Source organism: Erwinia sp. TECH1 (assembly GCF_054057575.1).
The window spans coordinates 463,654-488,034 of the sequence record NZ_JBSRZK010000001.1; the positions used below are offsets into that span (position 1 = coordinate 463,654).

General features: G+C 55.7%; 14 protein-coding genes, 2 tRNA genes, 3 rRNA genes and 1 riboswitch. Of the genes, 13 read left to right on the plus strand and 6 right to left on the minus strand.

Annotated features, from left to right (window positions below; all coding sequences use genetic code 11):
• Positions 1-31: 31 nt before the first annotated feature.
• The 3 genes from ACVWZ0_RS02045 to ACVWZ0_RS02055 all read left to right on the plus strand — a co-directional run bounded on the left by ACVWZ0_RS02045 (position 32) and on the right by ACVWZ0_RS02055 (position 1,817).
• Positions 32-622: a YjaG family protein gene (locus tag ACVWZ0_RS02045; protein WP_253456260.1), complete on the plus strand. Its 591-nt coding sequence runs from the start codon at positions 32-34 to the stop codon at positions 620-622.
• A 188-nt stretch (positions 623-810) separates the two neighbouring features.
• The gene (hupA, locus tag ACVWZ0_RS02050; RefSeq protein ID WP_017803060.1) at positions 811-1,083 is read left to right on the plus strand and encodes a nucleoid-associated protein HU-alpha; all 273 of its coding nucleotides are present in this window, start codon (positions 811-813) and stop codon (positions 1,081-1,083) included.
• Positions 1,084-1,163: 80 nt separating this feature from the next.
• Positions 1,164-1,817: a DUF1481 domain-containing protein gene (locus ACVWZ0_RS02055; RefSeq protein WP_436830621.1), complete on the plus strand. Its 654-nt coding sequence runs from the start codon at positions 1,164-1,166 to the stop codon at positions 1,815-1,817.
• A 51-nt stretch (positions 1,818-1,868) separates the two neighbouring features.
• Here ACVWZ0_RS02055 and purD read toward each other — a convergent pair whose 3' ends face one another.
• Both purD and purH read right to left on the minus strand, forming a co-directional pair.
• Entirely contained in the window at positions 1,869-3,149 is a 1,281-nt protein-coding gene (gene purD, locus ACVWZ0_RS02060) for a phosphoribosylamine--glycine ligase (RefSeq protein ID WP_253456258.1), read from the minus strand.
• A gap of 13 nt (positions 3,150-3,162) precedes the next feature.
• Positions 3,163-4,752, minus strand: a complete 1,590-nt coding sequence (purH, locus tag ACVWZ0_RS02065; protein WP_253456256.1) for a bifunctional phosphoribosylaminoimidazolecarboxamide formyltransferase/IMP cyclohydrolase — start codon at positions 4,750-4,752, stop codon at positions 3,163-3,165.
• A gap of 630 nt (positions 4,753-5,382) precedes the next feature.
• Between purH and ACVWZ0_RS02070 the strand changes: the two genes are divergently transcribed.
• The 8 genes from ACVWZ0_RS02070 (at position 5,383) to ACVWZ0_RS02105 (ending at position 17,456) form a co-directional block, all read left to right on the plus strand.
• Positions 5,383-6,924, plus strand: a 16S ribosomal RNA gene (locus ACVWZ0_RS02070).
• A 74-nt stretch (positions 6,925-6,998) separates the two neighbouring features.
• A tRNA-Ile gene (locus tag ACVWZ0_RS02075) sits at positions 6,999-7,075 on the plus strand.
• Between the two features lie 151 nt (positions 7,076-7,226).
• Positions 7,227-7,302, plus strand: a tRNA-Ala gene (locus tag ACVWZ0_RS02080).
• Between the two features lie 199 nt (positions 7,303-7,501).
• Positions 7,502-10,408: ribosomal RNA gene (locus ACVWZ0_RS02085) — 23S ribosomal RNA — on the plus strand.
• Between the two features lie 105 nt (positions 10,409-10,513).
• Positions 10,514-10,629: ribosomal RNA gene (gene rrf / locus ACVWZ0_RS02090) — 5S ribosomal RNA — on the plus strand.
• Together the 16S, 23S and 5S rRNA genes with 2 tRNA genes alongside form the textbook arrangement of a ribosomal RNA operon.
• A 288-nt stretch (positions 10,630-10,917) precedes the next feature.
• Complete coding sequence (gene metA, locus ACVWZ0_RS02095; protein ID WP_253456254.1) at positions 10,918-11,847, plus strand: homoserine O-acetyltransferase MetA; 930 nt, start codon at positions 10,918-10,920, stop codon at positions 11,845-11,847.
• A gap of 106 nt (positions 11,848-11,953) precedes the next feature.
• On the plus strand, positions 11,954-15,634 hold the full coding sequence (metH, locus tag ACVWZ0_RS02100; protein ID WP_253456251.1) for a methionine synthase: 3,681 nt from the start codon (positions 11,954-11,956) through the stop codon (positions 15,632-15,634).
• A 196-nt stretch (positions 15,635-15,830) separates the two neighbouring features.
• Positions 15,831-17,456 carry a Na/Pi cotransporter family protein gene (locus ACVWZ0_RS02105; protein ID WP_253461156.1) on the plus strand — a complete coding sequence of 542 codons (1,626 nt, stop codon included), beginning with the start codon at positions 15,831-15,833 and terminating at the stop codon, positions 17,454-17,456.
• A gap of 33 nt (positions 17,457-17,489) precedes the next feature.
• Here the strand turns inward: ACVWZ0_RS02105 and panS are convergent, their stop codons facing one another.
• A complete protein-coding gene (gene panS, locus ACVWZ0_RS02110) occupies positions 17,490-18,407 on the minus strand; it encodes a ketopantoate/pantoate/pantothenate transporter PanS (RefSeq protein ID WP_253456247.1) in 918 nt (305 codons plus the stop codon).
• 461 nt (positions 18,408-18,868) lie between these two features.
• Here panS and ACVWZ0_RS02115 point away from each other — a divergent pair, with 461 nt between their 5' ends.
• Positions 18,869-19,153, plus strand: coding sequence for a hypothetical protein (locus ACVWZ0_RS02115; RefSeq protein ID WP_253456244.1), 285 nt, complete (start codon positions 18,869-18,871; stop codon positions 19,151-19,153).
• A 16-nt stretch (positions 19,154-19,169) separates the two neighbouring features.
• Complete coding sequence (locus ACVWZ0_RS02120) at positions 19,170-19,592, plus strand: hypothetical protein (protein ID WP_253456242.1); 423 nt, start codon at positions 19,170-19,172, stop codon at positions 19,590-19,592.
• Positions 19,593-19,763: 171 nt separating this feature from the next.
• Here ACVWZ0_RS02120 and aqpZ read toward each other — a convergent pair whose 3' ends face one another.
• The 3 genes from aqpZ to ACVWZ0_RS02135 all read right to left on the minus strand — a co-directional run bounded on the left by aqpZ (position 19,764) and on the right by ACVWZ0_RS02135 (position 24,279).
• Positions 19,764-20,456 (minus strand): aquaporin Z, encoded by a 693-nt coding sequence (gene aqpZ / locus ACVWZ0_RS02125; RefSeq protein ID WP_253456239.1) that lies wholly within the window; start codon positions 20,454-20,456, stop codon positions 19,764-19,766.
• Between the two features lie 327 nt (positions 20,457-20,783).
• Positions 20,784-22,136 carry a lysine-sensitive aspartokinase 3 gene (gene lysC / locus ACVWZ0_RS02130; protein ID WP_253456236.1) on the minus strand — a complete coding sequence of 451 codons (1,353 nt, stop codon included), beginning with the start codon at positions 22,134-22,136 and terminating at the stop codon, positions 20,784-20,786.
• Between the two features lie 94 nt (positions 22,137-22,230).
• A riboswitch (Lysine riboswitch) is annotated at positions 22,231-22,424 on the minus strand.
• 52 nt (positions 22,425-22,476) lie between these two features.
• Positions 22,477-24,279 carry a cation:proton antiporter gene (locus ACVWZ0_RS02135; RefSeq protein ID WP_253456233.1) on the minus strand — a complete coding sequence of 601 codons (1,803 nt, stop codon included), beginning with the start codon at positions 24,277-24,279 and terminating at the stop codon, positions 22,477-22,479.
• Positions 24,280-24,381: the final 102 nt, after the last annotated feature.

The following is a 24,381-nucleotide window of genomic DNA, read 5'->3' on the forward strand; positions in this document are numbered from 1 at the left end:
GCCCGCGCACTTTTGTTTAAGAGATCCCAACATGTTACGTAATCCGATTCACCTGCGGCTGGAAAAACTGGAAAGCTGGCAGCACGTTACTTTTATGGCCTGCCTGTGCGAGCGCATGTATCCCAATTACTGGGCTTTTTGCCGCCAGACCGAGTTTGGCGACGGCCAGCTTTATCGTCGTATTCTCGATTTGGTCTGGGAAACGCTGCTGGTGAAAGATGCCAAAGTGAATTTTGACTCGCAGCTGGAAAAGCTGGAAGAAGCCATTCCGGCGGCGGAGGATTACGATCTGTACGGCGTTTATCCAGCCATCGACGCCTGCGTCGCGCTGAGCGAACTGCTGCATTCCCGTTTGAGCGGTGAAACCCTGGCGCACGCTATTGCCGTCAGCGAAGCTTCAATCACTTCTGTAGCGATGCTGGAAATGACCCAGGCCGAACGTGAAATGACCGAGGAAGAGCTAAAAGCCAATCCTGCCGTTGAAGAGGAATGGGACATCCAGTGGGAGATTTTTCGCCTGCTCAGCGCCTGTGAGGAAAGGGATCCAGAACTGATAAAAGGACTGCGTTCTGACCTGCGGGAATCAGGGATTAGCAATATCGGTATAAATTTTCAGCAGTAAGGCGATAAAACGTGACTTCAGGCCTGATTTGTAGCGCCTTAAGGCTTCACATTCGCCCCCAGTCTGGTCTACATTTGTGGGGCTGAAAAAAGTGGCTATCGGTGCGTGTATGCAGGAGAGTGCCAGAAACTGGTTTTTCCCTCGCACTCGATGCTTAGCAAGCGATAAATACACTGTAAGGATAACTTATGAACAAGACTCAACTGATTGATGTAATTGCGGACAAAGCGGACCTGTCTAAGACCCAGGCTAAAGCTGCACTGGAATCCACTCTGGCTGCGATTACTGAGTCTCTGAAAGAAGGTGATGCTGTACAACTGGTTGGTTTTGGTACTTTTAAAGTTAACCACCGTGCTGAGCGTACTGGCCGCAACCCGCAGACCGGCAACGAAATCAAAATTGCAGCTGCAAACGTACCGGCATTCGTTTCTGGTAAAGCTCTGAAAGACGCTGTTAAATAATCGACAGTGAAAAGTTTTAAACAGGGGGGCGTTAAGCCCCTTTTGTTAAGGCTTTTTAGCTGTTTCTGCCAGGACAGCTTGTGACGCTTTTCTCTCGTTCCCTTTTGCCGTTCCTGCTGCTGTTAGCAGGCTGTAGTTCACGGCAGATGCCTGATTTTACCGCCAGCGGCTATCTTGCCGATCGCGGCGCCGTGCGTATCTGGCGCAAAACGCCTTCCCCACAGTCAACCCATCTGCAAACGGTCTATACCCCTTTTACCGAGCCGGTAACGGAAACCACGGACTACCAGTGGCAAGAGGGCAAACTGATTTCTGTTGAACGCAAAATCGTGGGCGCAAATCCTGAAAGCGTGACGCTACGCTTTGACCAATCCGGTCGCCTGAGCTTTATGCAGCGCCAGCTGGCGAATCGACGGGAAGCGCTGACGGCTGATGCTATCGCGCTCTACCAGTTTGATGCCGGACGTATGCTGACTATCAGCGACGATTTGCTACGCGGACGCGTAAGGCTATTACAGGGAGAGTGGATGCCTTCGGGCGCGGTCAGGTTATGCGGAGGCGGTAAGGCTTCGCCTGGCTTCGACAGCAACGCAGTGCGTTATATCACCCAGCATCAGCAGGGATCGGGCGAACCGCTCAGTCTTGCCTGGCTGGAAGCGCCGGGCGGCACGCAGCTGCTGCTGGCGACGGCGGAAGACCTTTGTCAGCAACAGCCGCAGGCCGACAGCTTTTAATCGGCTGCCAGCTTGAGAGAGAAGGGGACAGTGCTGCCCCCTGAATCACTCTTATTTACGCCCGATAGCGCGGTAGCCGATATCCGTGCGGCAGAAGCTGCCATGCCAGGAGATGTGCTTAGCCAGCTCGTAGGCATGTTTTTGCGCCGCCGCAACATCTTCGCCCAGCGCGGTCACGCATAATACGCGTCCGCCGTTTGTCACCACCAAATCGTCCTGCATTTTGGTTCCGGCGTGGAAAACCTTGCCGTCCGGCGTCGCTTCCAGCGGCAAGCCGTGGATCTGGTCGCCAGTGGCGTAATCGCCAGGATAGCCGCCCGCCGCCAGCACCACGCCCAGCGAAGGACGCGGATCCCAGACGGAGTCTTTGCTATCCAGCTTGCCGTCAACGGCGGCAAGGCAAAGATCGACCAGGTCGGACTGCAGGCGCAGCATGATCGGCTGGGTTTCCGGGTCGCCAAAACGGCAGTTAAATTCAATGACTTTCGGCTGGCCGCTGTTATCGATCATCAGGCCGGCATAAAGGAAGCCGGTATAGACGTTGCCTTCGGCCGCCATGCCGCGGACGGTCGGCCAGATAACCTCGTCCATAACGCGCTGGTGGATTTCATCGGTCACGACCGGGGCCGGCGAATAGGCACCCATGCCGCCGGTATTAGGGCCGGTATCGCCATCGCCCACGCGTTTATGATCCTGACTGGTCGCCATCGGCAGCACGTTCTCGCCGTCAACCATCACGATAAAGCTGGCTTCCTCGCCGTCCAGAAACTCCTCCACCACGATACGGTGCCCGGCATCGCCAAAGGCGTTTCCGGCCAGCATGTCTTTAATGGCGGCTTCCGCTTCTTCCAGCGTCATTGCGACAATCACGCCTTTGCCCGCCGCCAGGCCGTCTGCCTTGATCACAATCGGCGCGCCCTTACTGCGCGTATAGGCCAGCGCGGCCTCGACGTCGGTGAAGTTCTGATATTCCGCCGTCGGGATTTTATGGCGGGCCAGGAAATCCTTGGTGAACGCTTTAGAACCTTCCAGCTGCGCGGCAGCCTGGGTCGGGCCAAAGATCTTCAGCCCGGCCGCGCGAAAAGCATCGACTATGCCAATGACCAGCGGCGCTTCCGGCCCAACGATAGTCAGATCGATGTGCTCACGCTGTGCAAAATCCAGCAGTGCAGGGATATCGGTCGCGCCGATAGCGACGTTTTGCAACGCCGGCTCCAGCGCGGTGCCGGCATTGCCCGGCGCGACAAAAACGGTTTCCGCCAGCGGCGACTGCGAAGCTTTCCACGCCAGCGCGTGCTCACGGCCGCCATTGCCAATCACTAAAATTTTCATTGTCGGTTCCTTATTAATGGCGGAAGTGGCGCATATTGGTGAAAATCATGGCAATGCCGTGTTCATCAGCGGCGGCAATTACTTCTTCATCGCGAATCGATCCGCCAGGCTGGATAACGCAGCTCACGCCCGCCGTCGCCGCCGCATCAATACCGTCACGGAACGGGAAGAAGGCGTCAGAGGCCAGCGCGCAGCCTTCCACGACCAGACCTTCATCTTTTGCTTTGATACCGGCAATTTTGGCGGAGTAAACGCGGCTCATCTGGCCTGCGCCAATCCCGACGGTCATATTGTCGCGCGCATAAACAATGGCGTTGGATTTTACAAACTTGGCGACTTTCCAGCAGAACAGCGCATCGCGTAGCTCCTGCTCTGTTGGCTGACGTTTGGTCACGACGCGCAGCTGGCTTGCTTCCACCATGCCCAGATCGCGATCCTGTACCAGCAAACCGCCGTTCACGCGCTTGAAGTCCAGCCCGGTCTGACGCTGCTGCCACTGGCCGCAAATCAGCACGCGCACGTTCTGCTTAGCCGACGTCACCTTCAGCGCGGCTTCGCTGGCGGAGGGCGCAATAATCACTTCAACGAACTGGCGGCTGATAATTGCCTGAGCGGTCGCTTCGTCCAGCTCACGGTTAAAGGCGATAATGCCGCCGAAGGCAGAGGTAGGATCGGTTTTGTAAGCCAGCTCGTAAGCGCCCAAAGCCGAATCGCTAACCGCCACGCCGCAAGGGTTAGCGTGTTTGACAATCACGCAGGCCGGTTCGCTGAACTCTTTTACGCATTCCAGCGCCGCATCGGTATCGGCAATGTTGTTATAAGAAAGCGCTTTGCCCTGAACCTGCTGCGCCGTGGCGACCGAAGCCTCAGTCACATTCTCTTCTATATAGAAGGCGGCATCCTGATGGCTGTTTTCGCCGTAGCGCATATCCTGCTTCTTAATGAAGTTCAAATTCAGCGTACGCGGGAAGCGTCCGGCAGGCTCGCGGGTTTCGCCATGATAGGCCGGAACCAGGCTGCCGAAGTAGTTGGCGATCATGCTGTCGTAGGCAGCGGTATGCTCGAAAGCTTTAATAGCCAGATCGAAGCGGGTAGCCAGCTGTAGTGAGTTATCGTTGGCGTCCATCTCGGCAATCACCGCGTCGTAGTCGCTGCTCTTTACAACGATAGCTACGTCTTTATGGTTCTTGGCCGCGGAGCGCACCATCGTCGGGCCGCCGATATCGATATTCTCTACCGCATCTTCCAGCGAGCAGCCTTCGCGCGCCACCGTCTGTGCAAAGGGATAAAGGTTAACGACCACCATGTCGATAGGGGCGATGCTGTGCGCCTGCATGATGGCATCGTCCTGGCCGCGACGTCCCAGAATGCCGCCGTGAACTTTCGGATGCAGGGTTTTGACGCGTCCATCCATCATTTCCGGGAAACCGGTATAGTCAGACACTTCGGTAACGGGCAGGCCGGCCTCGGCCAACAGACGAGCAGTGCCGCCCGTGGAGAGCAGCTCCACACCACGCGCGGAAAGCGCCTGTGCAAATTCGAGGATACCGGCTTTGTCGGACACGCTGAGCAGAGCGCGGCGTACAGGACGAGGTTGTTGCATGAGGTTTTATCCCTTGGCTTTGGTTCGCATAGATAAGAGCGTTACATCAATCTTAGCTTTTCCCCTCCTTTATAAAGAAAGAAGCAGCGAAGATTCAGGTAACGCCCCCAAATGGGGGCCGGGATTTTTCCGGGGCATTGTAGCGAAAACGTTTGCGTGATGCTCGTCTAAATTTGTTCTTACCGCCGGATGTGGATAACTTTGTGGGTAAATGCGTATAAATAGCCCTTTTGCTGTGGAATGCAGCGAACGCGCTATTTTTCTAAAATTAGGGGTTGTCAGCCGTCGAGAACTCCCTATAATGCGCAACCACTGAGACGGCACAACGGCTTACAGGCCAGCGGCTCAGGAGGTTCAGGAAGCTGAATCGCCGGAGGAAAACTTCTGAAAAAGTGGTTGACTCTGAAGGAGGAAAGCGTAATATACGCCACCTCGCGGCAGGAAGCGAAAGCACTGGCCGCAACGCTCTTTAACAATTTATCAGACAATCTGTGTGGGCACTCGCAGGATTGATATCAAGCGTCTCCGGACGCAAAAAAATATCAAGTCTTAAGAGTGAACACATAATGAAATTCATTATGACGTTTTACACTTGAGCATCGCTGCACTTGTTGCAGCAAATCGAACTTTTAATTGAAGAGTTTGATCATGGCTCAGATTGAACGCTGGCGGCAGGCCTAACACATGCAAGTCGAACGGTAGCACAGGGGAGCTTGCTCCCCGGGTGACGAGTGGCGGACGGGTGAGTAATGTCTGGGAAACTGCCCGATGGAGGGGGATAACTACTGGAAACGGTAGCTAATACCGCATAACGTCTTCGGACCAAAGTGGGGGACCTTCGGGCCTCACGCCATCGGATGTGCCCAGATGGGATTAGCTAGTAGGTGGGGTAACGGCTCACCTAGGCGACGATCCCTAGCTGGTCTGAGAGGATGACCAGCCACACTGGAACTGAGACACGGTCCAGACTCCTACGGGAGGCAGCAGTGGGGAATATTGCACAATGGGCGCAAGCCTGATGCAGCCATGCCGCGTGTATGAAGAAGGCCTTCGGGTTGTAAAGTACTTTCAGCGGGGAGGAAGGCGATGCGGTTAATAACCGCGTCGATTGACGTTACCCGCAGAAGAAGCACCGGCTAACTCCGTGCCAGCAGCCGCGGTAATACGGAGGGTGCAAGCGTTAATCGGAATTACTGGGCGTAAAGCGCACGCAGGCGGTCTGTCAAGTCAGATGTGAAATCCCCGGGCTTAACCTGGGAACTGCATTTGAAACTGGCAGGCTAGAGTCTTGTAGAGGGGGGTAGAATTCCAGGTGTAGCGGTGAAATGCGTAGAGATCTGGAGGAATACCGGTGGCGAAGGCGGCCCCCTGGACAAAGACTGACGCTCAGGTGCGAAAGCGTGGGGAGCAAACAGGATTAGATACCCTGGTAGTCCACGCCGTAAACGATGTCGACTTGGAGGCTGTTCCCTTGAGGAGTGGCTTCCGGAGCTAACGCGTTAAGTCGACCGCCTGGGGAGTACGGCCGCAAGGTTAAAACTCAAATGAATTGACGGGGGCCCGCACAAGCGGTGGAGCATGTGGTTTAATTCGATGCAACGCGAAGAACCTTACCTGGCCTTGACATCCAGAGAACTTAGCAGAGATGCTTTGGTGCCTTCGGGAACTCTGAGACAGGTGCTGCATGGCTGTCGTCAGCTCGTGTTGTGAAATGTTGGGTTAAGTCCCGCAACGAGCGCAACCCTTATCCTTTGTTGCCAGCGATTCGGTCGGGAACTCAAAGGAGACTGCCGGTGATAAACCGGAGGAAGGTGGGGATGACGTCAAGTCATCATGGCCCTTACGGCCAGGGCTACACACGTGCTACAATGGCGCATACAAAGAGAAGCGAACTCGCGAGAGCAAGCGGACCTCATAAAGTGCGTCGTAGTCCGGATCGGAGTCTGCAACTCGACTCCGTGAAGTCGGAATCGCTAGTAATCGTGGATCAGAATGCCACGGTGAATACGTTCCCGGGCCTTGTACACACCGCCCGTCACACCATGGGAGTGGGTTGCAAAAGAAGTAGGTAGCTTAACCTTCGGGAGGGCGCTTACCACTTTGTGATTCATGACTGGGGTGAAGTCGTAACAAGGTAACCGTAGGGGAACCTGCGGTTGGATCACCTCCTTACCTGAAGATACCTTCGTGCGCAGTGTCCACACAGATTGTCTGATAGAAAAGTAACGAGCAGAAAAAACCTCTACAGGCTTGTAGCTCAGGTGGTTAGAGCGCACCCCTGATAAGGGTGAGGTCGGTGGTTCAAGTCCACTCAGGCCTACCAAATTCTTTCCTGTCCTGCGTTGTGACTTCACTTGCATATCGTGATATGCGGCGCGAAGCCACGCCTTGACCAGAAAAGAATTACATTTCCCGTAAAAAGGACGTGTCACTCGCGGTTGAGTGGTAGTAGATGGTCTCTGCAGTAACTGTATGGGGCTATAGCTCAGCTGGGAGAGCGCCTGCCTTGCACGCAGGAGGTCAGCGGTTCGATCCCGCTTAGCTCCACCATGCAGTTTACAAAAACTATCTCAAAACTGGCTTTCGAGTCACGTTTGAGATATTTGCTCTTTAACAATCCGGAACAAGCTGAAAATTGAAACGACATGTCGTTTTCATTCTCCGTAATAAGAATGAAGTCAACGATATGTTCGAGTCTCTCAAATGCTTGCAGCTGACAACCGTCTTTCGGGACGCTTGTGGGTTGTGAGGTTAAGTGACTAAGCGTACACGGTGGATGCCCTGGCAGTCAGAGGCGATGAAGGGCGTGCTAATCTGCGATAAGCGTCGGTAAGGTGATATGAACCGCAACAACCGACGATACCCGAATGGGGAAACCCGGTGCACTTGTGCATCATTGCAGCATGAATACATAGTGCTGCAAGGCGAACCTGGGGAACTGAAACATCTAAGTACCCAGAGGAAAAGAAATCAACCGAGATTCCCCCAGTAGCGGCGAGCGAACGGGGAACAGCCCGGAACCATCATCAGTTTGTGTGTCAGTGGAAGCGTCTGGAAAGTCGCAGGGTACAGGGTGATACTCCCGTACACAAAGGCATGCTTATTGTGGGTTCGAAGAGTAGGGCGGGACACGTGATATCCTGTCTGAAGATGGGGGGACCATCCTCCAAGGCTAAATACTCCTGACTGACCGATAGTGAACCAGTACCGTGAGGGAAAGGCGAAAAGAACCCCGGCGAGGGGAGTGAAACAGAACCTGAAACCGTGTACGTACAAGCAGTGGGAGCCTTCTTTATGGGGGTGACTGCGTACCTTTTGTATAATGGGTCAGCGACTTATATTCTGTAGCAAGGTTAACCGTATAGGGGAGCCGCAGGGAAACCGAGTCTTAACTGGGCGTTAAGTTGCAGGGTATAGACCCGAAACCCGGTGATCTAGCCATGGGCAGGTTGAAGGTTGGGTAACACTAACTGGAGGACCGAACCGACTAATGTTGAAAAATTAGCGGATGACCTGTGGCTGGGGGTGAAAGGCCAATCAAACCGGGAGATAGCTGGTTCTCCCCGAAAGCTATTTAGGTAGCGCCTCGTGAACTCATCTTCGGGGGTAGAGCACTGTTTCGGCTAGGGGGCCATCCCGGCTTACCAACCCGATGCAAACTGCGAATACCGAAGAATGTTATCACGGGAGACACACGGCGGGTGCTAACGTCCGTCGTGAAGAGGGAAACAACCCAGACCGCCAGCTAAGGTCCCAAAGTCATGGTTAAGTGGGAAACGATGTGGGAAGGCACAGACAGCCAGGATGTTGGCTTAGAAGCAGCCATCATTTAAAGAAAGCGTAATAGCTCACTGGTCGAGTCGGCCTGCGCGGAAGATGTAACGGGGCTAAACCATGCACCGAAGCTGCGGCAGCGACGCGAATGCGTTGTTGGGTAGGGGAGCGTTCTGTAAGCCGTCGAAGGTGGACTGTGAGGTCTGCTGGAGGTATCAGAAGTGCGAATGCTGACATAAGTAACGATAAAGCGGGTGAAAAGCCCGCTCGCCGGAAGACCAAGGGTTCCTGTCCAACGTTAATCGGGGCAGGGTGAGTCGACCCCTAAGGCGAGGCCGAAAGGCGTAGTCGATGGGAAACAGGTTAATATTCCTGTACTCGGTGTTACTGCGAAGGGGGGACGGAGAAGGCTATGTTGGCCGGGCGACGGTTGTCCCGGTTTAAGCGTGTAGGCTTGTGTTCCAGGCAAATCCGGAACACTTCAAGGCTGAGGCGTGACGACGAGGCACTACGGTGCTGAAGCAACAGATGCCCTGCTTCCAGGAAAAGCCTCTAAGCTCCAGGTAACACGGAATCGTACCCCAAACCGACACAGGTGGTCAGGTAGAGAATACCAAGGCGCTTGAGAGAACTCGGGTGAAGGAACTAGGCAAAATGGTGCCGTAACTTCGGGAGAAGGCACGCTGGCGCGTAGGTGGAGGGACTTGCTCCCCGAGCCGAGGCCAGTCGAAGATACCAGCTGGCTGCAACTGTTTATTAAAAACACAGCACTGTGCAAACACGAAAGTGGACGTATACGGTGTGACGCCTGCCCGGTGCCGGAAGGTTAATTGATGGGGTTATCCGCAAGGAGAAGCTCTTGATCGAAGCCCCGGTAAACGGCGGCCGTAACTATAACGGTCCTAAGGTAGCGAAATTCCTTGTCGGGTAAGTTCCGACCTGCACGAATGGCGTAATGATGGCCAGGCTGTCTCCACCCGAGACTCAGTGAAATTGAAATCGCTGTGAAGATGCAGTGTACCCGCGGCAAGACGGAAAGACCCCGTGAACCTTTACTACAGCTTGACACTGAACACTGGTCCTTGATGTGCAGGATAGGTGGGAGGCTTCGAAGCGTGGACGCCAGTCCGCGTGGAGCCGTCCTTGAAATACCACCCTTTAATGGCTGGTGTTCTAACGTAGGCCCGTAATCCGGGCTGCGGACAGTGTCTGGTGGGTAGTTTGACTGGGGCGGTCTCCTCCCAAAGAGTAACGGAGGAGCACGAAGGTCAGCTAATCACGGTCGGACATCGTGAGGTTAGTGCAATGGCATAAGCTGGCTTGACTGCGAGAGTGACGGCTCGAGCAGGTGCGAAAGCAGGTCATAGTGATCCGGTGGTTCTGTATGGAAGGGCCATCGCTCAACGGATAAAAGGTACTCCGGGGATAACAGGCTGATACCGCCCAAGAGTTCATATCGACGGCGGTGTTTGGCACCTCGATGTCGGCTCATCACATCCTGGGGCTGAAGTAGGTCCCAAGGGTACGGCTGTTCGCCGTTTAAAGTGGTACGCGAGCTGGGTTTAGAACGTCGTGAGACAGTTCGGTCCCTATCTGCCGTGGGCGCTGGAGAATTGAGAGGGGTTGCTCCTAGTACGAGAGGACCGGAGTGAACGCACCGCTGGTGTTCGGGTTGTCATGCCAATGGCACTGCCCGGTAGCTAAGTGCGGAAAAGATAAGCGCTGAAAGCATCTAAGCGCGAAACTTGCCTCGAGATGAGTTCTCCCTGTGGCTTTAAGCCACCTGAAGGGACGTTGAAGACGACGACGTTGATAGGCCGGGTGTGTAAGCGCAGCGATGCGTTGAGCTAACCGGTACTAATGACCCGTGAGGCTTAACCTTACAACGCCAGAAGCGTTCTGGCGGGCGTTATGAGAGACGCAACATTTTCAGCCTGTTCGCGGATAAACCCGCGCGGCCTCAGGGCGGCGGGGGAAACAGAATTTGCCTGGCGGCTTTAGCGCGGTGGTCCCACCTGACCCCATGCCGAACTCAGAAGTGAAACGCCGTAGCGCCGATGGTAGTGTGGGGCCTCCCCATGCGAGAGTAGGGAACTGCCAGGCATCAAATTGCGATAACCCCGACCTCACGGTCGGGGTTTTTTGCGTTTGTGGGCCGGGAAACTTTTTAGTAACCGATTCAAGAGCTACAGGCTTTATTCACCTCTCACTTCCTGCCTGGCATTCCCTTTTTACGCTTATATTTCCGTCATCCGGTATATTCTTTAACCTTTGCGTCTGTGATGAAACATTTTCAACTACTTCATCTCATCTCGACTTTCAGCGCCTGACCCGCTATCTTTGGCTGTCTGGATGTCTAAACGTATAAATGGTTAGCCGAGGAAGTAAACGATGCCGATTAGGGTACCCGATGAATTACCAGCCGTGAATTTTCTGCGTAATGAAAATGTATTTGTGATGACCTCTACAAGGGCCAGCACTCAGGAAATCCGCCCGTTAAAAGTGCTGGTTTTGAATCTGATGCCTAAAAAAATCGAGACGGAGAACCAGTTTTTACGCCTGCTTTCTAACTCGCCGTTGCAAATAGATATTCAACTTCTGCGCGTCGACAGCCGCGAGTCACGCAATACGCCTGTGGAGCACCTGAACAACTTTTACTGTAATTTTGAGGATATTCAGGACAATAACTACGATGGTCTGATCGTTACCGGGGCACCGCTGGGCCTGGTGGATTTTAACGATGTGGCGTACTGGCCGCAGATCCAGCGCGTTCTCCACTGGGCTAAAGAGCACGTTACCTCCACGCTTTTTGTTTGCTGGGCGGTGCAGGCTGCTTTGAATATCCTGTACGGCATCCCTAAACAAACGCGTGATAAAAAATTATCGGGCGTTTATGAGCATCGTATTCTGCATCCGCACGCTCTGTTAACGCGTGGCTTCGACGATACTTTTCTGGCGCCGCATTCACGCTATGCGGATTTCCCGACGCACCTGCTGCGCGATTACACGGATCTGGAAATTTTTGCCGAATCAGAAGAGACGGGCGCTTACCTGTTCGCCAGCAAAGACAAGCGTCTGGCTTTCGTCACCGGCCATCCGGAATACGATGCGCTGACGCTGTCCGGCGAATACCATCGTGACTACGAAGCCGGGCTGCATCCGGAGGTACCCTGTAATTACTTCCCACAGGACAACCCGGAACTGCCGCCTCGAGCCAGCTGGCGCAGCCACGGCAACCTGCTGTTTTCAAACTGGCTGAACTACTACGTTTACCAGATCACGCCGTTCGATCTGCGTCATATGAACCCAACGCTGGAATAGTAGCGCAGGGCGTTTTGCCAGACCGCCAGTCGGATGCTTCTACGTGATGAAAACTTGTGCCAGTATGGATTGCCGGCATCGTGCCGCAGGTGAGAAAGAGGCAACAGTGGGCAACAGAACAGAAGCGCTGCATCAGCAGCTGGCAAAACGCATCATGGTGCTGGATGGCGGCATGGGCACCATGATCCAGAGCTATCGTCTGAGCGAAGAGGATTTTCGCGGCGAGCGGTTTGCCGACTGGCAGAGCGATTTAAAGGGTAATAACGACCTGCTGGTGCTGACGCGGCCTGATGTGATAAGCGACATTCACCACGCCTATCTACAGGCGGGCGCAGATATTCTGGAAACCAACACGTTCAACGCCACCCCTGTTGCGATGGCGGATTACCATATGGCCTCGCTGTCGGCGGAAATCAACTTTGCCGCCGCAAAGCTGGCCCGTGAGTGCGCCGATGCCTGGACGGCCCGCACGCCAGAAAAACCACGCTATGTTGCAGGCGTTTTAGGGCCAACTAACCGCACCTGCTCGATTTCGCCGGACGTTAACGATCCTGCCTTCCGTAATATCACTTTCAATCAGCTGGTCGAAGCCTACCGTGAATCAACAAAGGCACTGATGGCGGGCGGCGTTGATATTATTATGGTCGAAACCATTTTCGATACGTTAAATGCCAAAGCGGCCATTTTCGCGATAAAAAGCGAATTTGACGAGCAGGGCATTACGCTGCCTCTGATGATTTCCGGCACCATTACCGATGCATCCGGCCGTACGCTTTCGGGACAGACTACCGAAGCTTTTTATAATTCGCTGCGTCATGCGCAGCCGCTGTCGTTCGGCCTGAACTGCGCGCTGGGGCCGGACGAGCTGCGTCAGTACGTGGCGGAGCTGTCGCGCATTGCGGAAAGCTACGTGACCGCGCACCCCAATGCGGGCCTGCCTAACGCCTTTGGTGAATACGATCTGGACGCGGACATTATGGCGGAGCAGATAGGTGAATGGGCGCGATCGGGCTTTTTAAATATCGTCGGCGGCTGCTGCGGTACTACGCCAGCACATATTGCCGCAATGGCCGCCGCGGTAGAGGGCGTTACGCCTCGCCAGCGGCCGGATCTGCCCGTGGCCTGTCGTCTTTCCGGTCTTGAACCACTGAACATCAGCGCTGAAACGCTGTTCGTCAACGTCGGCGAGCGCACCAACGTTACCGGCTCGGCAAAATTCAAGCGTCTGATCAAAGAAGAGAAGTACAGCGAGGCGCTGGAAGTGGCGTTGCAGCAGGTGGAAAGCGGCGCGCAGATCGTTGATATCAATATGGACGAGGGGATGCTGGATGCGGAGGCGGCGATGGTACGCTTCCTGAACCTGATTGCCGGTGAGCCGGATATTGCGCGCGTGCCGGTGATGATCGACTCCTCCAAATGGGAAGTGATTGAAAAAGGCCTGCAGTGTATTCAGGGCAAAGGCATCGTTAACTCCATTTCGATGAAGGAAGGCATCGAAGCCTTTATTCATCATGCCCGTCTGGTGCGGCGCTACGGCGCGGCAATGGTTGTGATGGCGTTTGATGAGATCGGCCAGGCGGATACCCGCGAACGCAAAATCGCTATCTGCCGTCGTGCCTATCAGATCCTGACGGAAGAGGTTGGCTTCCCGCCGGAAGATATCATTTTCGACCCCAACATCTTTGCGGTCGCTACCGGCATTGAAGAGCACAACAACTACGCGATGGATTTCATCGGCGCCTGTGAAGATATCAAGCGAGAGCTGCCGCACGCGATGATTTCAGGCGGCGTCTCCAACGTCTCCTTTTCCTTTCGCGGCAACGATCCGGTACGTGAAGCTATCCACGCGGTTTTCCTTTATTACGCTATTCGCAACGGTATGGATATGGGGATCGTCAATGCCGGTCAGCTGGCCATCTATGACGACCTGGCGCCAGATCTGCGCGACGCGGTAGAAGACGTGGTGCTTAACCGGCGTGAAGACAGCACCGAGCGGCTGCTGACGCTGGCGGAAAAATATCGTGGCAGCAAGGCGGACGACGGAAACAAGCCGCAGGCAGAATGGCGCAGCTGGGAAGTGGAAAAGCGGCTGGAGTATTCGCTGGTTAAAGGCATTACCGAATTTATTGAAGAGGATACCGAGGCCGCGCGCCAGAAGGCGAGTCGCCCGATTGAAGTAATCGAGGGGCCGCTGATGGCGGGCATGAACGTGGTCGGCGACCTGTTTGGCGAAGGCAAAATGTTCCTGCCGCAGGTAGTGAAATCCGCGCGCGTAATGAAGCAGGCAGTGGCTTATCTGGAGCCTTATATTGAGGCGAGCAAAGAGAAGGGCCGCACCAACGGCAAAATCGTGCTCGCTACGGTAAAAGGCGATGTTCACGACATTGGTAAAAATATCGTCGGCGTGGTGCTGCAATGCAACAACTACGAAATCATCGATCTGGGCGTGATGGTGCCCGGCGATAAAATTCTTAAAACCGCCAGAGAACAAAATGCCGATATCATCGGTCTGTCGGGGCTGATTACGCCGTCGCTGGACGAGATGGTCAACGTGGCGAAAGAGATGGAGCGGCAGGGCTTTACGCTACCGCTGCTGATCGGCGGCGCAACCACGTCCAAAGCGCATACGGCCGTTAAAATCGAGCAAAACTATAGCGGCCCAACGGTCTATGTGCAAAACGCCTCGCGCACGGTTGGCGTGGTTTCAGCGCTGCTTTCCGCCACGCAGCGTGACGATTTCGTGGCCCGCACGCGTAAAGAGTATGAAACGGTGCGCATCCAGCACGGTCGTAAAAAGCCGCGCACGCCGCCGGTCTCGCTGGCGACGGCAAGGGCTAATGCCCTGGCGCTGGACTGGGAAGATTATACGCCGCCCGTGCCGCACCGGCTGGGCATAAGCGAAGTAAGCGCTAACATCGAAACGCTGCGGCACTATATAGACTGGACGCCGTTCTTTATGACCTGGTCGCTGGCTGGCAAATATCCCCGCATTCTGGAAGACGAAGTGGTGGGTGTTGAGGCGAAACGGCTTTTTGACGATGCGAACGCGATGCTGGACGAGCTGAGCGCGAAGCAGGCGCTTACACCGCGCGGCGTAGTAGGCATTTTTCCGGCTAACCGCGTCGGCGACGATATCCATATTTATCGCGACGAAGCACGCCGCGACGTTCTGCAAGTAAGCCATCACTTACGTCAGCAGACGGAAAAAACGGACTTTGCGAACTACTGCCTGGCCGATTTTGTGGCACCGGCTGCCAGCCGCAAAGCCGACTATCTGGGCGCGTTCGCCGTTACCGGCGGCCTGGAGGAAGATTCGCTGGCGGAAGCCTATGACGCCGCTCATGATGATTACAACAAAATCATGGTGAAAGCGCTGGCAGATCGTCTGGCGGAAGCGTTCGCGGAATATCTGCATGAGCGAGTTCGTAAGGTCATCTGGGGCTTTGCGCCTACGGAAAACCTGAGCAATGAAGAGCTGATCCGTGAGAACTATCAGGGCATTCGTCCCGCGCCCGGCTATCCCGCCTGTCCGGAACACACCGAGAAGGCGACCATCTGGCAGCTGCTGGATGTTGAAACCCATACCGGCATGAGGCTGACGGAATCTTTTGCCATGTGGCCGGGCGCATCGGTTTCCGGCTGGTACTTCAGCCATCCGCAAAGCAAATATTTTGCGGTCGCTCAACTGCAACGCGATCAGGTAGAAGATTATGCGCAGCGCAAAGGGATGTCGGTGAGCGAAGTTGAGCGCTGGCTGGCCTCAAACCTGGGTTATGACGCCGACTGACCAATGCCGGGGGCAGATAACAGGATCTGCCCTGCTTTTCTCCCGCCTGCTCTTCAGCCAGCGCCAGTCGCGCGATGCCATTTCAATAATATGACGCTGATAAAAAAGCTTTTTCGCCAGAGCGACTAAACTTAAGGCGACGGTCGCTCATCAGGACTAAAGCTTTTATTCGTGAAAATCCGTGAGGTTAATATCGGTGCTGACCCTGCTTAATTTACTTTCTGCCGTAGCGCTGCTGGTGTGGGGAACGCATATTGTTCGTACCGGCATTATGCGAGTTTACGGCGCAGATCTCCGCCGCGTGCTCAGCCGCAGCGTGGCGAAAAAGCCGATGGCCTTTGTGGCCGGCATCGGCGTCACCGCGCTGGTGCAGAGCAGCAATGCCACCACGCTGCTGGTGACTTCGTTTGTGGCGCAGGAGCTGGTGGCGCTGACGCCCGCGCTGGTGATCATACTGGGCGCAGACGTGGGGACGGCGCTCATGGCGCGCATCCTGACCTTTGATCTTTCCTGGCTGTCGCCGCTGTTTATTTTCTTTGGCGTGGTCTTTTTCCTGGGACGCAAACAGACGCGCGCCGGGCAGCTTGGCCGCGCCAGCATCGGGCTGGGGCTGATCCTGCTGGCGCTACAGCTGATCGTCGCGGCGGCGACGCCAATCACCCAGGCCGCAGGCGTTAAGGTAATCTTCTCTTCGCTCACCGGCGACGTAATGCTGGACTCGCTGATTGGCGCGGTATTTGCCATTATCAGCTATTCGAGTCTGGCGGCGGTGCTGATCACCGCCACGCTCACCGCGACCGGCGTTATCTCTTTTAAAGTGGCGCTGTGCCTGGTGATCGGCGCGAATCTGGGCAGCGGCCTGCTGGCGATGCTGAACAACAGCGGCTCCAATGCCGCAGGGAAACAGGTGGCGCTGGGCAGTCTGCTGTTCAAATTTATCGGCTCGCTGATAGTGCTGCCTTTCATCGATCTGCTGGCGGACTGGCTGCAAAAGCTGCCGGTTAACGACGAAGAGCTGGTGATCTTTTTCCACGTCTTCTACAACCTGATCCGCTGTCTGGTGATGGTACCTTTCGCCGATTTGATGGCCGATCTGTGCCAGCGGATTATTCGTGAAGAGCCGGAAACGGATTTGCGCCTGAAGCCGAAACATCTGGACAGCAGCGCGCTGGATACGCCCGCGCTGGCGCTGGCGAACGCTTCAAGAGAGACGCTGCGCATGGGTGACGTGCTGGAACAGATGCTGACCAGCTTCAGTAAAGTGATGCACGGCGAGCTGCGAGAGGAAAGGGAAATCCGGCGGCTGGACGACGACGTTGACATACTTTATACCGCGATCAAACTCTATCTGGCGCAGATGCCGAAAGAAGATCTCCCGGAAGAGGATTCGCGGCGCTGGGCGGAAATCATCGAAATGGCGCTGAACCTGGAAATGGCGGGCGATATTCTGGAGCGCATGAGCGGCGACGTGGTGGATAAATCGCTGAATGCGCGCCGTGCTTTTTCGGTGGAGGGCCTGGCGGAACTGGATGCGCTGCTTGAGCAGCTCAACGCCAACCTGCGTCTGAGCCTGTCGGTATTTTTATCACATGACGTAACCAGCGCTAAGCGGCTGCGGCGCGCCAAGCACCGTTTCCGCATTACAACTCGCCGCTATTCGCATAAGCATGTTGATCGTCTGCATCAGCAAAACGTGCAGAGTATAGAAACCAGTTCGCTGCATCTGGGCCTGCTGGGCGATATGAAAAGGTTAAACTCGCTATTTTGCGCGGTTGCCTACAGCGTGCTGGAGCAGCCTGACGATCCCAGGGATGAGGAATAACGCAAGCCCCCGCAACAATGCGGGGGAGAAACGCTATTTTTTGCTGATGGGTTTGCTGGACCAGTAGCCCGCCAGCAGCGAGCCGGAAAGATTGTGCCAGACCGAGAACAGCGCCCCCGGCAGCGCGGCCAGCGGTGAGAAGTAAAGCTTGCCCAGCGTCGCCGCCAGCCCGGAGTTTTGCATCCCCACTTCCAGCGCCAGCGTGCGGCAGGTGGATTCATCGAAGCCAAACAGCTTGCCGCCCCAATAGCCGCCCAGCAGGCCGATAGCGTTATGCAGGATCACTGCGGCTATCGTCACCAGTCCCACCGACCCGATAAAGCCCTGGCTGCCCGCTACAACGGCGCTGATAATCAGCAGAATGCAGACCATGGAAAAAGCGGGCAGATAAGGCTCCACGCGGCGCACCACGCCATGCAGCGTGTGATGGACAATCAGCCCGATGCTAATCGGCACCACCACGATTTTAACGATGCTCAGCAGCATCCCGGCGACATCCACCTGAATATGCGTGTCCACGTAGAGCTTAGTCAGCAGCGGCGTGGCGAATACGCCTACCAGTGCGGAGACGGACGAGATGGTCACCGACAGCGCCACGTCGCCCTTAGCCAGATAGATCATCACGTTGGAAGCGGTGCCGCTGGCGACGCTGCCGACCAGGATCATGCCCGCCGCCAGATCCGGCGGCATCTTAAACAGTTTTGCCAGCGCCCAGGCCGCGAGCGGCATCACCAGATAGTGCAAAAACGTGCCGGCGATCACCGGTGCCGGTCGGGTCAGCACGCGTTTGAAATCGTTGATATTCAGCGTGACGCCCATACCAAACATAATCAGCATCAGCAAATAAGTGACCCAGGGGCCAATACCCAGAAAGGGGGTTGGCGTGTACCAGGCAGCAAGGGAAAGCAGGACTGCCCATAACGGGAACAGTCGGGTAACGGTGGCGAGCATAGCCAGACTTCCTTTTTATGTTGTGATTACAGAATGCCGTTTTCCCGGAACGGGGGAAAAGCGGTCGTCGAATCATAGCATTAGCCGATGGGAAAGGAAGGACGAGCGGACAGCGGGGGGAAAGACGATCTGTATTCCGTTCGGTCATAAAACGCATCTCCCTACCTTAAGGCTTTTGTACCCTTTTCCGCTAACGCATAGCGGGTGGCACTGAATCAGATGTATATCAAAAGTGTATCTTTGCGCTTGAAGATTGATATCAATTTGCTATCATATGCCTGATTAACCAGCACAATGGGAGAATAAACGGCAAGTTAAATCTACTTTCTGTACCATGGATGCGTTTCTACAAGCATCTTGCTTTGAGTTTTTAATGGTCAAATAGCGTTGAGACTTTATCCCTTTTACATCGACTGCTAATCCATTAAATCAACAAAAAAAGGAAAGAGAGAAACCTGACTATGAATCTCAATGCCGAAACTAAAGCGAACAGCTTTTTGTTCAGACTACGTAGCAAAGATACCCCTACGGGCATTAGTGCAGGCACGCTGGACAGATTGATGCAAGAAACCGGCCTGAGTAAAACCGAGCTTACTCATCTGGCATTGCGAAATCTGGCAGATGAATACTTGCCATACTATGCACAGGACGATGGGCCACTATCAGATGCTCAAATCCAACGTATAAACGAAGTCAGCAAGGCAGCGGAAATACCGGAGGAGAGTTTTACGGAAAAACTCTTTTGATGAAAGGACGACATGAATGGCTAATAACAATAGTGGCCCTACGCAGTTTCACCCCTTGCCAACGGTAGGGAGTATCGTTTGGGTGAAATTTCCTCACGCGGTAGGGCAGCCGGGACCCTATGCGCGCCCGGCCATCGTCAAAGAAGTATCGCCTCAGTACCATCGAGTCAAGGTAGTGTTTGGCACAAGCAAGAAGACGGAAAAATTATATCCGACAGAGTTTGTGATTAAAAAGACCGATCCAGATTATCTTCAAACCGGGCTCTCCTATGATACTAAGTTCGATGTAAGCCGGGTAGCCAATATTCCCTATGACGATGACTGGTTTGATATACCAAAAAGCAGGAAAGGAAAGCCACCATTCGCTTCGCCTGTAATAGGTATACTTCCAGCAAGCTACATACCTGCCATTCAGTTAGCCGTATCCAACATTAAATAACCTGCTGCCCTGAATGGATCATTCTCCTTACTTTTCGACAGGCTAAAAGTAGACTTTTTAGCATCAATAACCCGCGCCTGTGCGTCCAGTTTCATATCGATCCAGACGTATACCCACACAAAGACAAGAGTCAGGAAAAGGGCGGGCCAGCAGCGGCCCGCCAGGCAGGCGTTACGCTTTTTCCTCCAGCAGAACGCGGTAAATCAGGCCGCCAACCAGCGCGCCGACGAGCGGCATCGCCCAGAACATCCATAGCTGATCCAGCGCCCAGCCGCCCTGGAAGATAGCCACGGCGGTACTGCGTGCCGGGTTAACCGAGGTATTGGTCACCGGAATGCTGATCAAATGGATCAGGGTCAGCGCCAGACCGATAGCAATGGGCGCAAAGCCCTTCGGCGCGCGTTTGTCGGTCGCGCCGTGGATAACGATCAGGAAAATAGCGGTCAGCACGGCTTCCGCAATCATGCCGGACAGCAGAGAGAAACCGCCGGGCGAATGCTCGCCGTAGCCGTTGGCGGCAAAACCGCTGGCTGCCGCGTCAAAAGAGGCTTTGCCGCTGGCGATCAGATAAAGCGTGCCTGCCGCCAGCGCGCCGCCCACAACCTGCGCCAGCACATAGGGAAGGATTTGCGACGCGGGAAAACGGCCGCCGGCCCACAGGCCTATGGTTACCGCCGGATTAAAATGACCGCCCGAGATATGCCCTACGGCATAAGCCATCGTCAGGACGGTCAGGCCAAACGCCAGCGATACGCCGACAAAACCAATTCCCAGCTCGGGAAAAGCCGCGGCTAATACCGCGCTACCACAGCCGCCGAGAACCAGTACAAAGGTTCCCAGCGATTCAGCGACTAACCTACGCATGTTTTGCTCCATTATTTGATTTAACGCCACGATTATCCCTGGCTTGTCCAACCGGAAAATCAACGGAACGGAGAATATGCTGTCTGCGGGCGGATCTGCGGCTTTATTAGCGACTGGCTTGAGCCAGATCAAAAGATAAGCGCTCGCTGAGTAAAGCGATGAAAGGGAAAAACAAGAAAAGTAAAAAAGCGGGCAAGGCTGCTAATAAGCCTTCAGGCTATCAGGCCACCATTGGGCTGATAAAGGCGGCATTGCTGCTGCGAAAACGGCAGGGCGCCGCAGGCTTGTCAGCAATCTGGAAGCCGGGCTTCCGCCCGGCTTCCACGCTTACTCAAACAGATTTTTATGCAGCGCCTGCACCACCTGTTCGGCGTCGTTGCCCGGCACCAGGAAGCAGAGGTTATAGCTGCTTGCGCCATAGCAGATCAGGCGCAGGTTAAACGGCTCCAGCACGCCGAAGACCTCTTTGCCGACGCCGCAGGCTTTGGAAAGCTGATTGCCGATCAGCGCCACCAGCGCCAGATTCTCTTCTACCTCTACGCGGCACAGCGAAGAGAGCTCGGTCAGCAGCGCCTGAGTCAGCAGGCCATCGCTGTTGGAGGTGGAGCCAGTGGTATCCAGCGTCAGCGCAACGCTTACCTCCGAAGTGGTAATCAGATCGACCGAGATATTATGGCGCGCGAGGATGGTGAAAACCTCAACCAGAAAGCCGCGCGCGTGCAGCATATTCAGGCTGTGCAGCGTCAGCAGCGTCTGTTTGCGGCGCAGGGCCAGCGCGCGGAACAGCGGCGGATCCTGCGTTTCGTTGCAGACGCGCGTGCCGCCAGCGGCCGGATCCTTACTGGAGCCGACGAACACCGGAATATCGCTGCGTACGGCAGGCAACAGCGTGGCCGGATGCAGCACCTTGGCACCAAACGTCGCCATCTCCGCCGCTTCGCCAAAGGTGATTTCATCAATGCGTTTCGCCGTCGGCACCACGCGCGGATCGGTGGTATAGATGCCCGGTACATCGGTCCAGATGTCGATACGGCTTGCGTGCAGCGCTTCGCCCAGCAGCGCGGCGGTATAGTCGCTGCCGCCGCGACCCAGCGTGGTGGTGCGGCCTTTCGGCTCGCTGCCGATAAAGCCTTGGGTCACGATCAGCGCTTCGCCCAGCCGCGGCGCCAGCTGTGCCTGCGTCAGTTCCGCCAGCAGCGCGACATCCGGCTCTGCGCGACCAAAGCGGTCGTTGGTGCGCATCACTTTACGCACGTCGAACCACTCGGAGGCCACTTCGCGCTGGCGCAGGATCTCTACAAACAGCAGGCTGGACATCAGTTCGCCGTGGCTGACCAGCTCATCGGTCAGCGCGGTTGAGGTAGCCAGCGCGGCGGCTTCGGAAAGCATGGTGATGTTTTCCAGCACGCGATCGATTTCGTCGCGAATCACTTCAGAATGCGGCAGCTGGTCAACAATGGCGTACTGGATGCGGCGGATCTCATCCAGTTGATAAGCACGCTGCTCCTGCTCCAGGCCTTCCGCCAGGGAAACCAACAGGTTGGTGACGCCCGCAGAGGCGGAAAGCACCACCACGCGCACATTCGGATCGGCCAGCACCACGTCGGCGCTGCGGTTCATGGCGGCGTAATCGGCAACGCTGGTGCCGCCGAACTTCGCCACGATCAATGATTGGGACATGTCTTGACATACCTCGTGTCAGGTTAAAATCTATCAGCCTTGGCACAAGGGAAGAGCAGAAACGGGGCAGACGTAGAAAAGGGATTACTACGAGTCACCCAGAAGCGCTCCACCTTGCAAATCGTCCGCCCGGCGGACGATCGTGGTGACAACCCAGAGGATTCAGCCCCTGTAGCCGATACGCCCCATACCGCATGGTTTGTACCTCGGCGTCGCTCCCCCTGATGTGTTTTCTACGGATTCGGTTCCTCCAACACACTGCCTGGGCGACGCGCCTCTTCTGGCCTGCGCATCAGATGCGCAGCTAGCCGCCCAGAAATACCGGGTTATTGCCTTGCTGTCAATCCCCGGAACTGGCCGATGATTCATTTTGTACCAGAGCGATCACCGTACAGGGCAGCGCGGGCGGCTGGCCGTCGCCTATTTTCAGCTTGCCCTGTTCGTCCTGCACAAAGAGCAACAGCGCGTTCTGATTCTTTTCCAGATACTCTTCCCAGCCGAAATTTTCATTCAGGCCCGTCGCTTTGATTACGCCGCCTTTCGCCAGCAGGCTGCTGAGGCGGGCATAGGTATGCTCCTGGCTGAACAGCACTTCATGACGGCGAAAGCGCGGGCTTTCACTGTCGCGGCGGCCTTTCAGCGCGGCGCCCGAACGAATAGCCGCCACGTTGTTGTTACCAAAAATATGGCTGAAATGGTAAACGGCCAGCGCATTTTGATGGCGATTGGGCGACAGGGCAAGCACCTGGGCCGTTTCGCTAAGGTCGAGGAAGTTTTCGGCATGATCCGACCAGGCGTTGCCGTAGTAAGCGGGAATGCCTTCCATACGGGCCAGTCGATAATATTCCCAGCTGCTGTCCGTCACCAGCACGGGCAGATCCAGCTTTTGCAGCGCGGCAGCCAGCGCGCGGGCGACGCTGTTCGCGCCGATAATCAGGATACCGCGCGGCTCCCGTTGCTGCACGCGCAGCGCACGGGCGAGGAACGAGCTGGTCAGGCTTTGCAGCACCACGGTGCCGATAATCACCGCAAACACCACGGTCACCAGCCGGCTGGCGCCTTCATAGCCGGTTTTTTCCAGCGTCAGCGCAAACAGCGAGCTGACTGCCGCCGCCACGATGCCGCGTGGCGAAATCCAGCTCAGCAGCAGCTTGTCGCGCCAGGAGAGCGAGGAACCCCACGTGGAGAGCGCGATACAGAGCGGACGAGCGATAAACTGCACCACCAGCAGCAGGCCAAGCAGCGGCCAGCCCATCGCCAGCAGCGCGCCGAGATCCAGCCTGGCAGCCAGAATAATAAACAGCGCGGAGATCAGCAGCGCCGACAGCTCCTCTTTAAAGGCGATAATCTCGCTCAAATCCACATCGCGCATATTGGCCAGCCAGATCCCCATCACGGTGACGGTCAGCAGGCCCGACTCGTCGGCAATAGCGTTCGACGCGCCGAAAGCGGTCAGCGTAACGGCCAGCACCGCAAAGTTTTGCAGATAGCCCGGCAGCCAGACGCGCTTCAGCGCGACGCCCATCAGCCAGCCGAACAGCGCGCCGCCGACGGTGCCGACCACCACGGTCAGGCCGAACGTCCAGAAGAGATGGGTCAGCGACTCCGCTTTTTGCTGTAGCACAATGAATTCAAACACCAGCAGCGTGAAAATAGCGCCGACCGGATCGATCACAATGCCTTCCCAGCGCAGGATCTGATTAATTGCCTTATTCGGACGCACCACGCGCATCAGCGGAGCGATAACCGTCGGGCCGGTGACGACCGTGACGGCGCCGACCAGCGCCGCCAGCTCGGGCGGGAAGTCGAGCAGCAGCCAGCAGGTGAGGCCGATAGCCAGAAAAGTGATAAACATGCCGATTGTGACCAGATTGCGCACCACCTTGCCCAATCCACGGATCTCGTCGAAACGCAGCGTCAACGCGCCTTCAAACAGAATGATCGCTACCGAGAGAGAAACCAGCGGGAACAGCAGAGCGCCAAACAGCGCATCCGGCTGCAAAACATGACCGACCGGCCCCAGGAGAATGCCGAAAACAAGCAGCGGTAAAATGGCCGGTAAACGCAGCAACCAGGCCAGCCACTGGGCCACGAGCGAGCTTAATCCAATGATAACCAACAGGAGTGGCGCAGAAAGCTCCATAAAATTTTTCCTTTAAAGGGCAAGAATAGTCATACTGAAACGCATCGGGTTTCACCCCGCCGCCTGAATTATAAATAGCCCCGGGCAAAAGAGAGGAAAACT

What these genes read in the sequence shown, in the direction of transcription:
- ACVWZ0_RS02045 (WP_253456260.1), top strand. Translation starts at nt 32, where the DNA reads ATGTTACGTAATCCGATTCACCTGCGGCTGGAAAAACTGGAAAGCTGG.
- hupA (WP_017803060.1), top strand. Translation starts at nt 811, where the DNA reads ATGAACAAGACTCAACTGATTGATGTAATTGCGGACAAAGCGGACCTG.
- ACVWZ0_RS02120 (WP_253456242.1), top strand. Translation starts at nt 19,170, where the DNA reads ATGGCTAATAACAATAGTGGCCCTACGCAGTTTCACCCCTTGCCAACG.
- purD (WP_253456258.1), bottom strand. Translation starts at nt 3,149, where the DNA reads ATGAAAATTTTAGTGATTGGCAATGGCGGCCGTGAGCACGCGCTGGCG.
- purH (WP_253456256.1), bottom strand. Translation starts at nt 4,752, where the DNA reads ATGCAACAACCTCGTCCTGTACGCCGCGCTCTGCTCAGCGTGTCCGAC.
- ACVWZ0_RS02115 (WP_253456244.1), top strand. Translation starts at nt 18,869, where the DNA reads ATGAATCTCAATGCCGAAACTAAAGCGAACAGCTTTTTGTTCAGACTA.
- lysC (WP_253456236.1), bottom strand. Translation starts at nt 22,136, where the DNA reads ATGTCCCAATCATTGATCGTGGCGAAGTTCGGCGGCACCAGCGTTGCC.
- ACVWZ0_RS02135 (WP_253456233.1), bottom strand. Translation starts at nt 24,279, where the DNA reads ATGGAGCTTTCTGCGCCACTCCTGTTGGTTATCATTGGATTAAGCTCG.
- aqpZ (WP_253456239.1), bottom strand. Translation starts at nt 20,456, where the DNA reads ATGCGTAGGTTAGTCGCTGAATCGCTGGGAACCTTTGTACTGGTTCTC.
- panS (WP_253456247.1), bottom strand. Translation starts at nt 18,407, where the DNA reads ATGCTCGCCACCGTTACCCGACTGTTCCCGTTATGGGCAGTCCTGCTT.
- metA (WP_253456254.1), top strand. Translation starts at nt 10,918, where the DNA reads ATGCCGATTAGGGTACCCGATGAATTACCAGCCGTGAATTTTCTGCGT.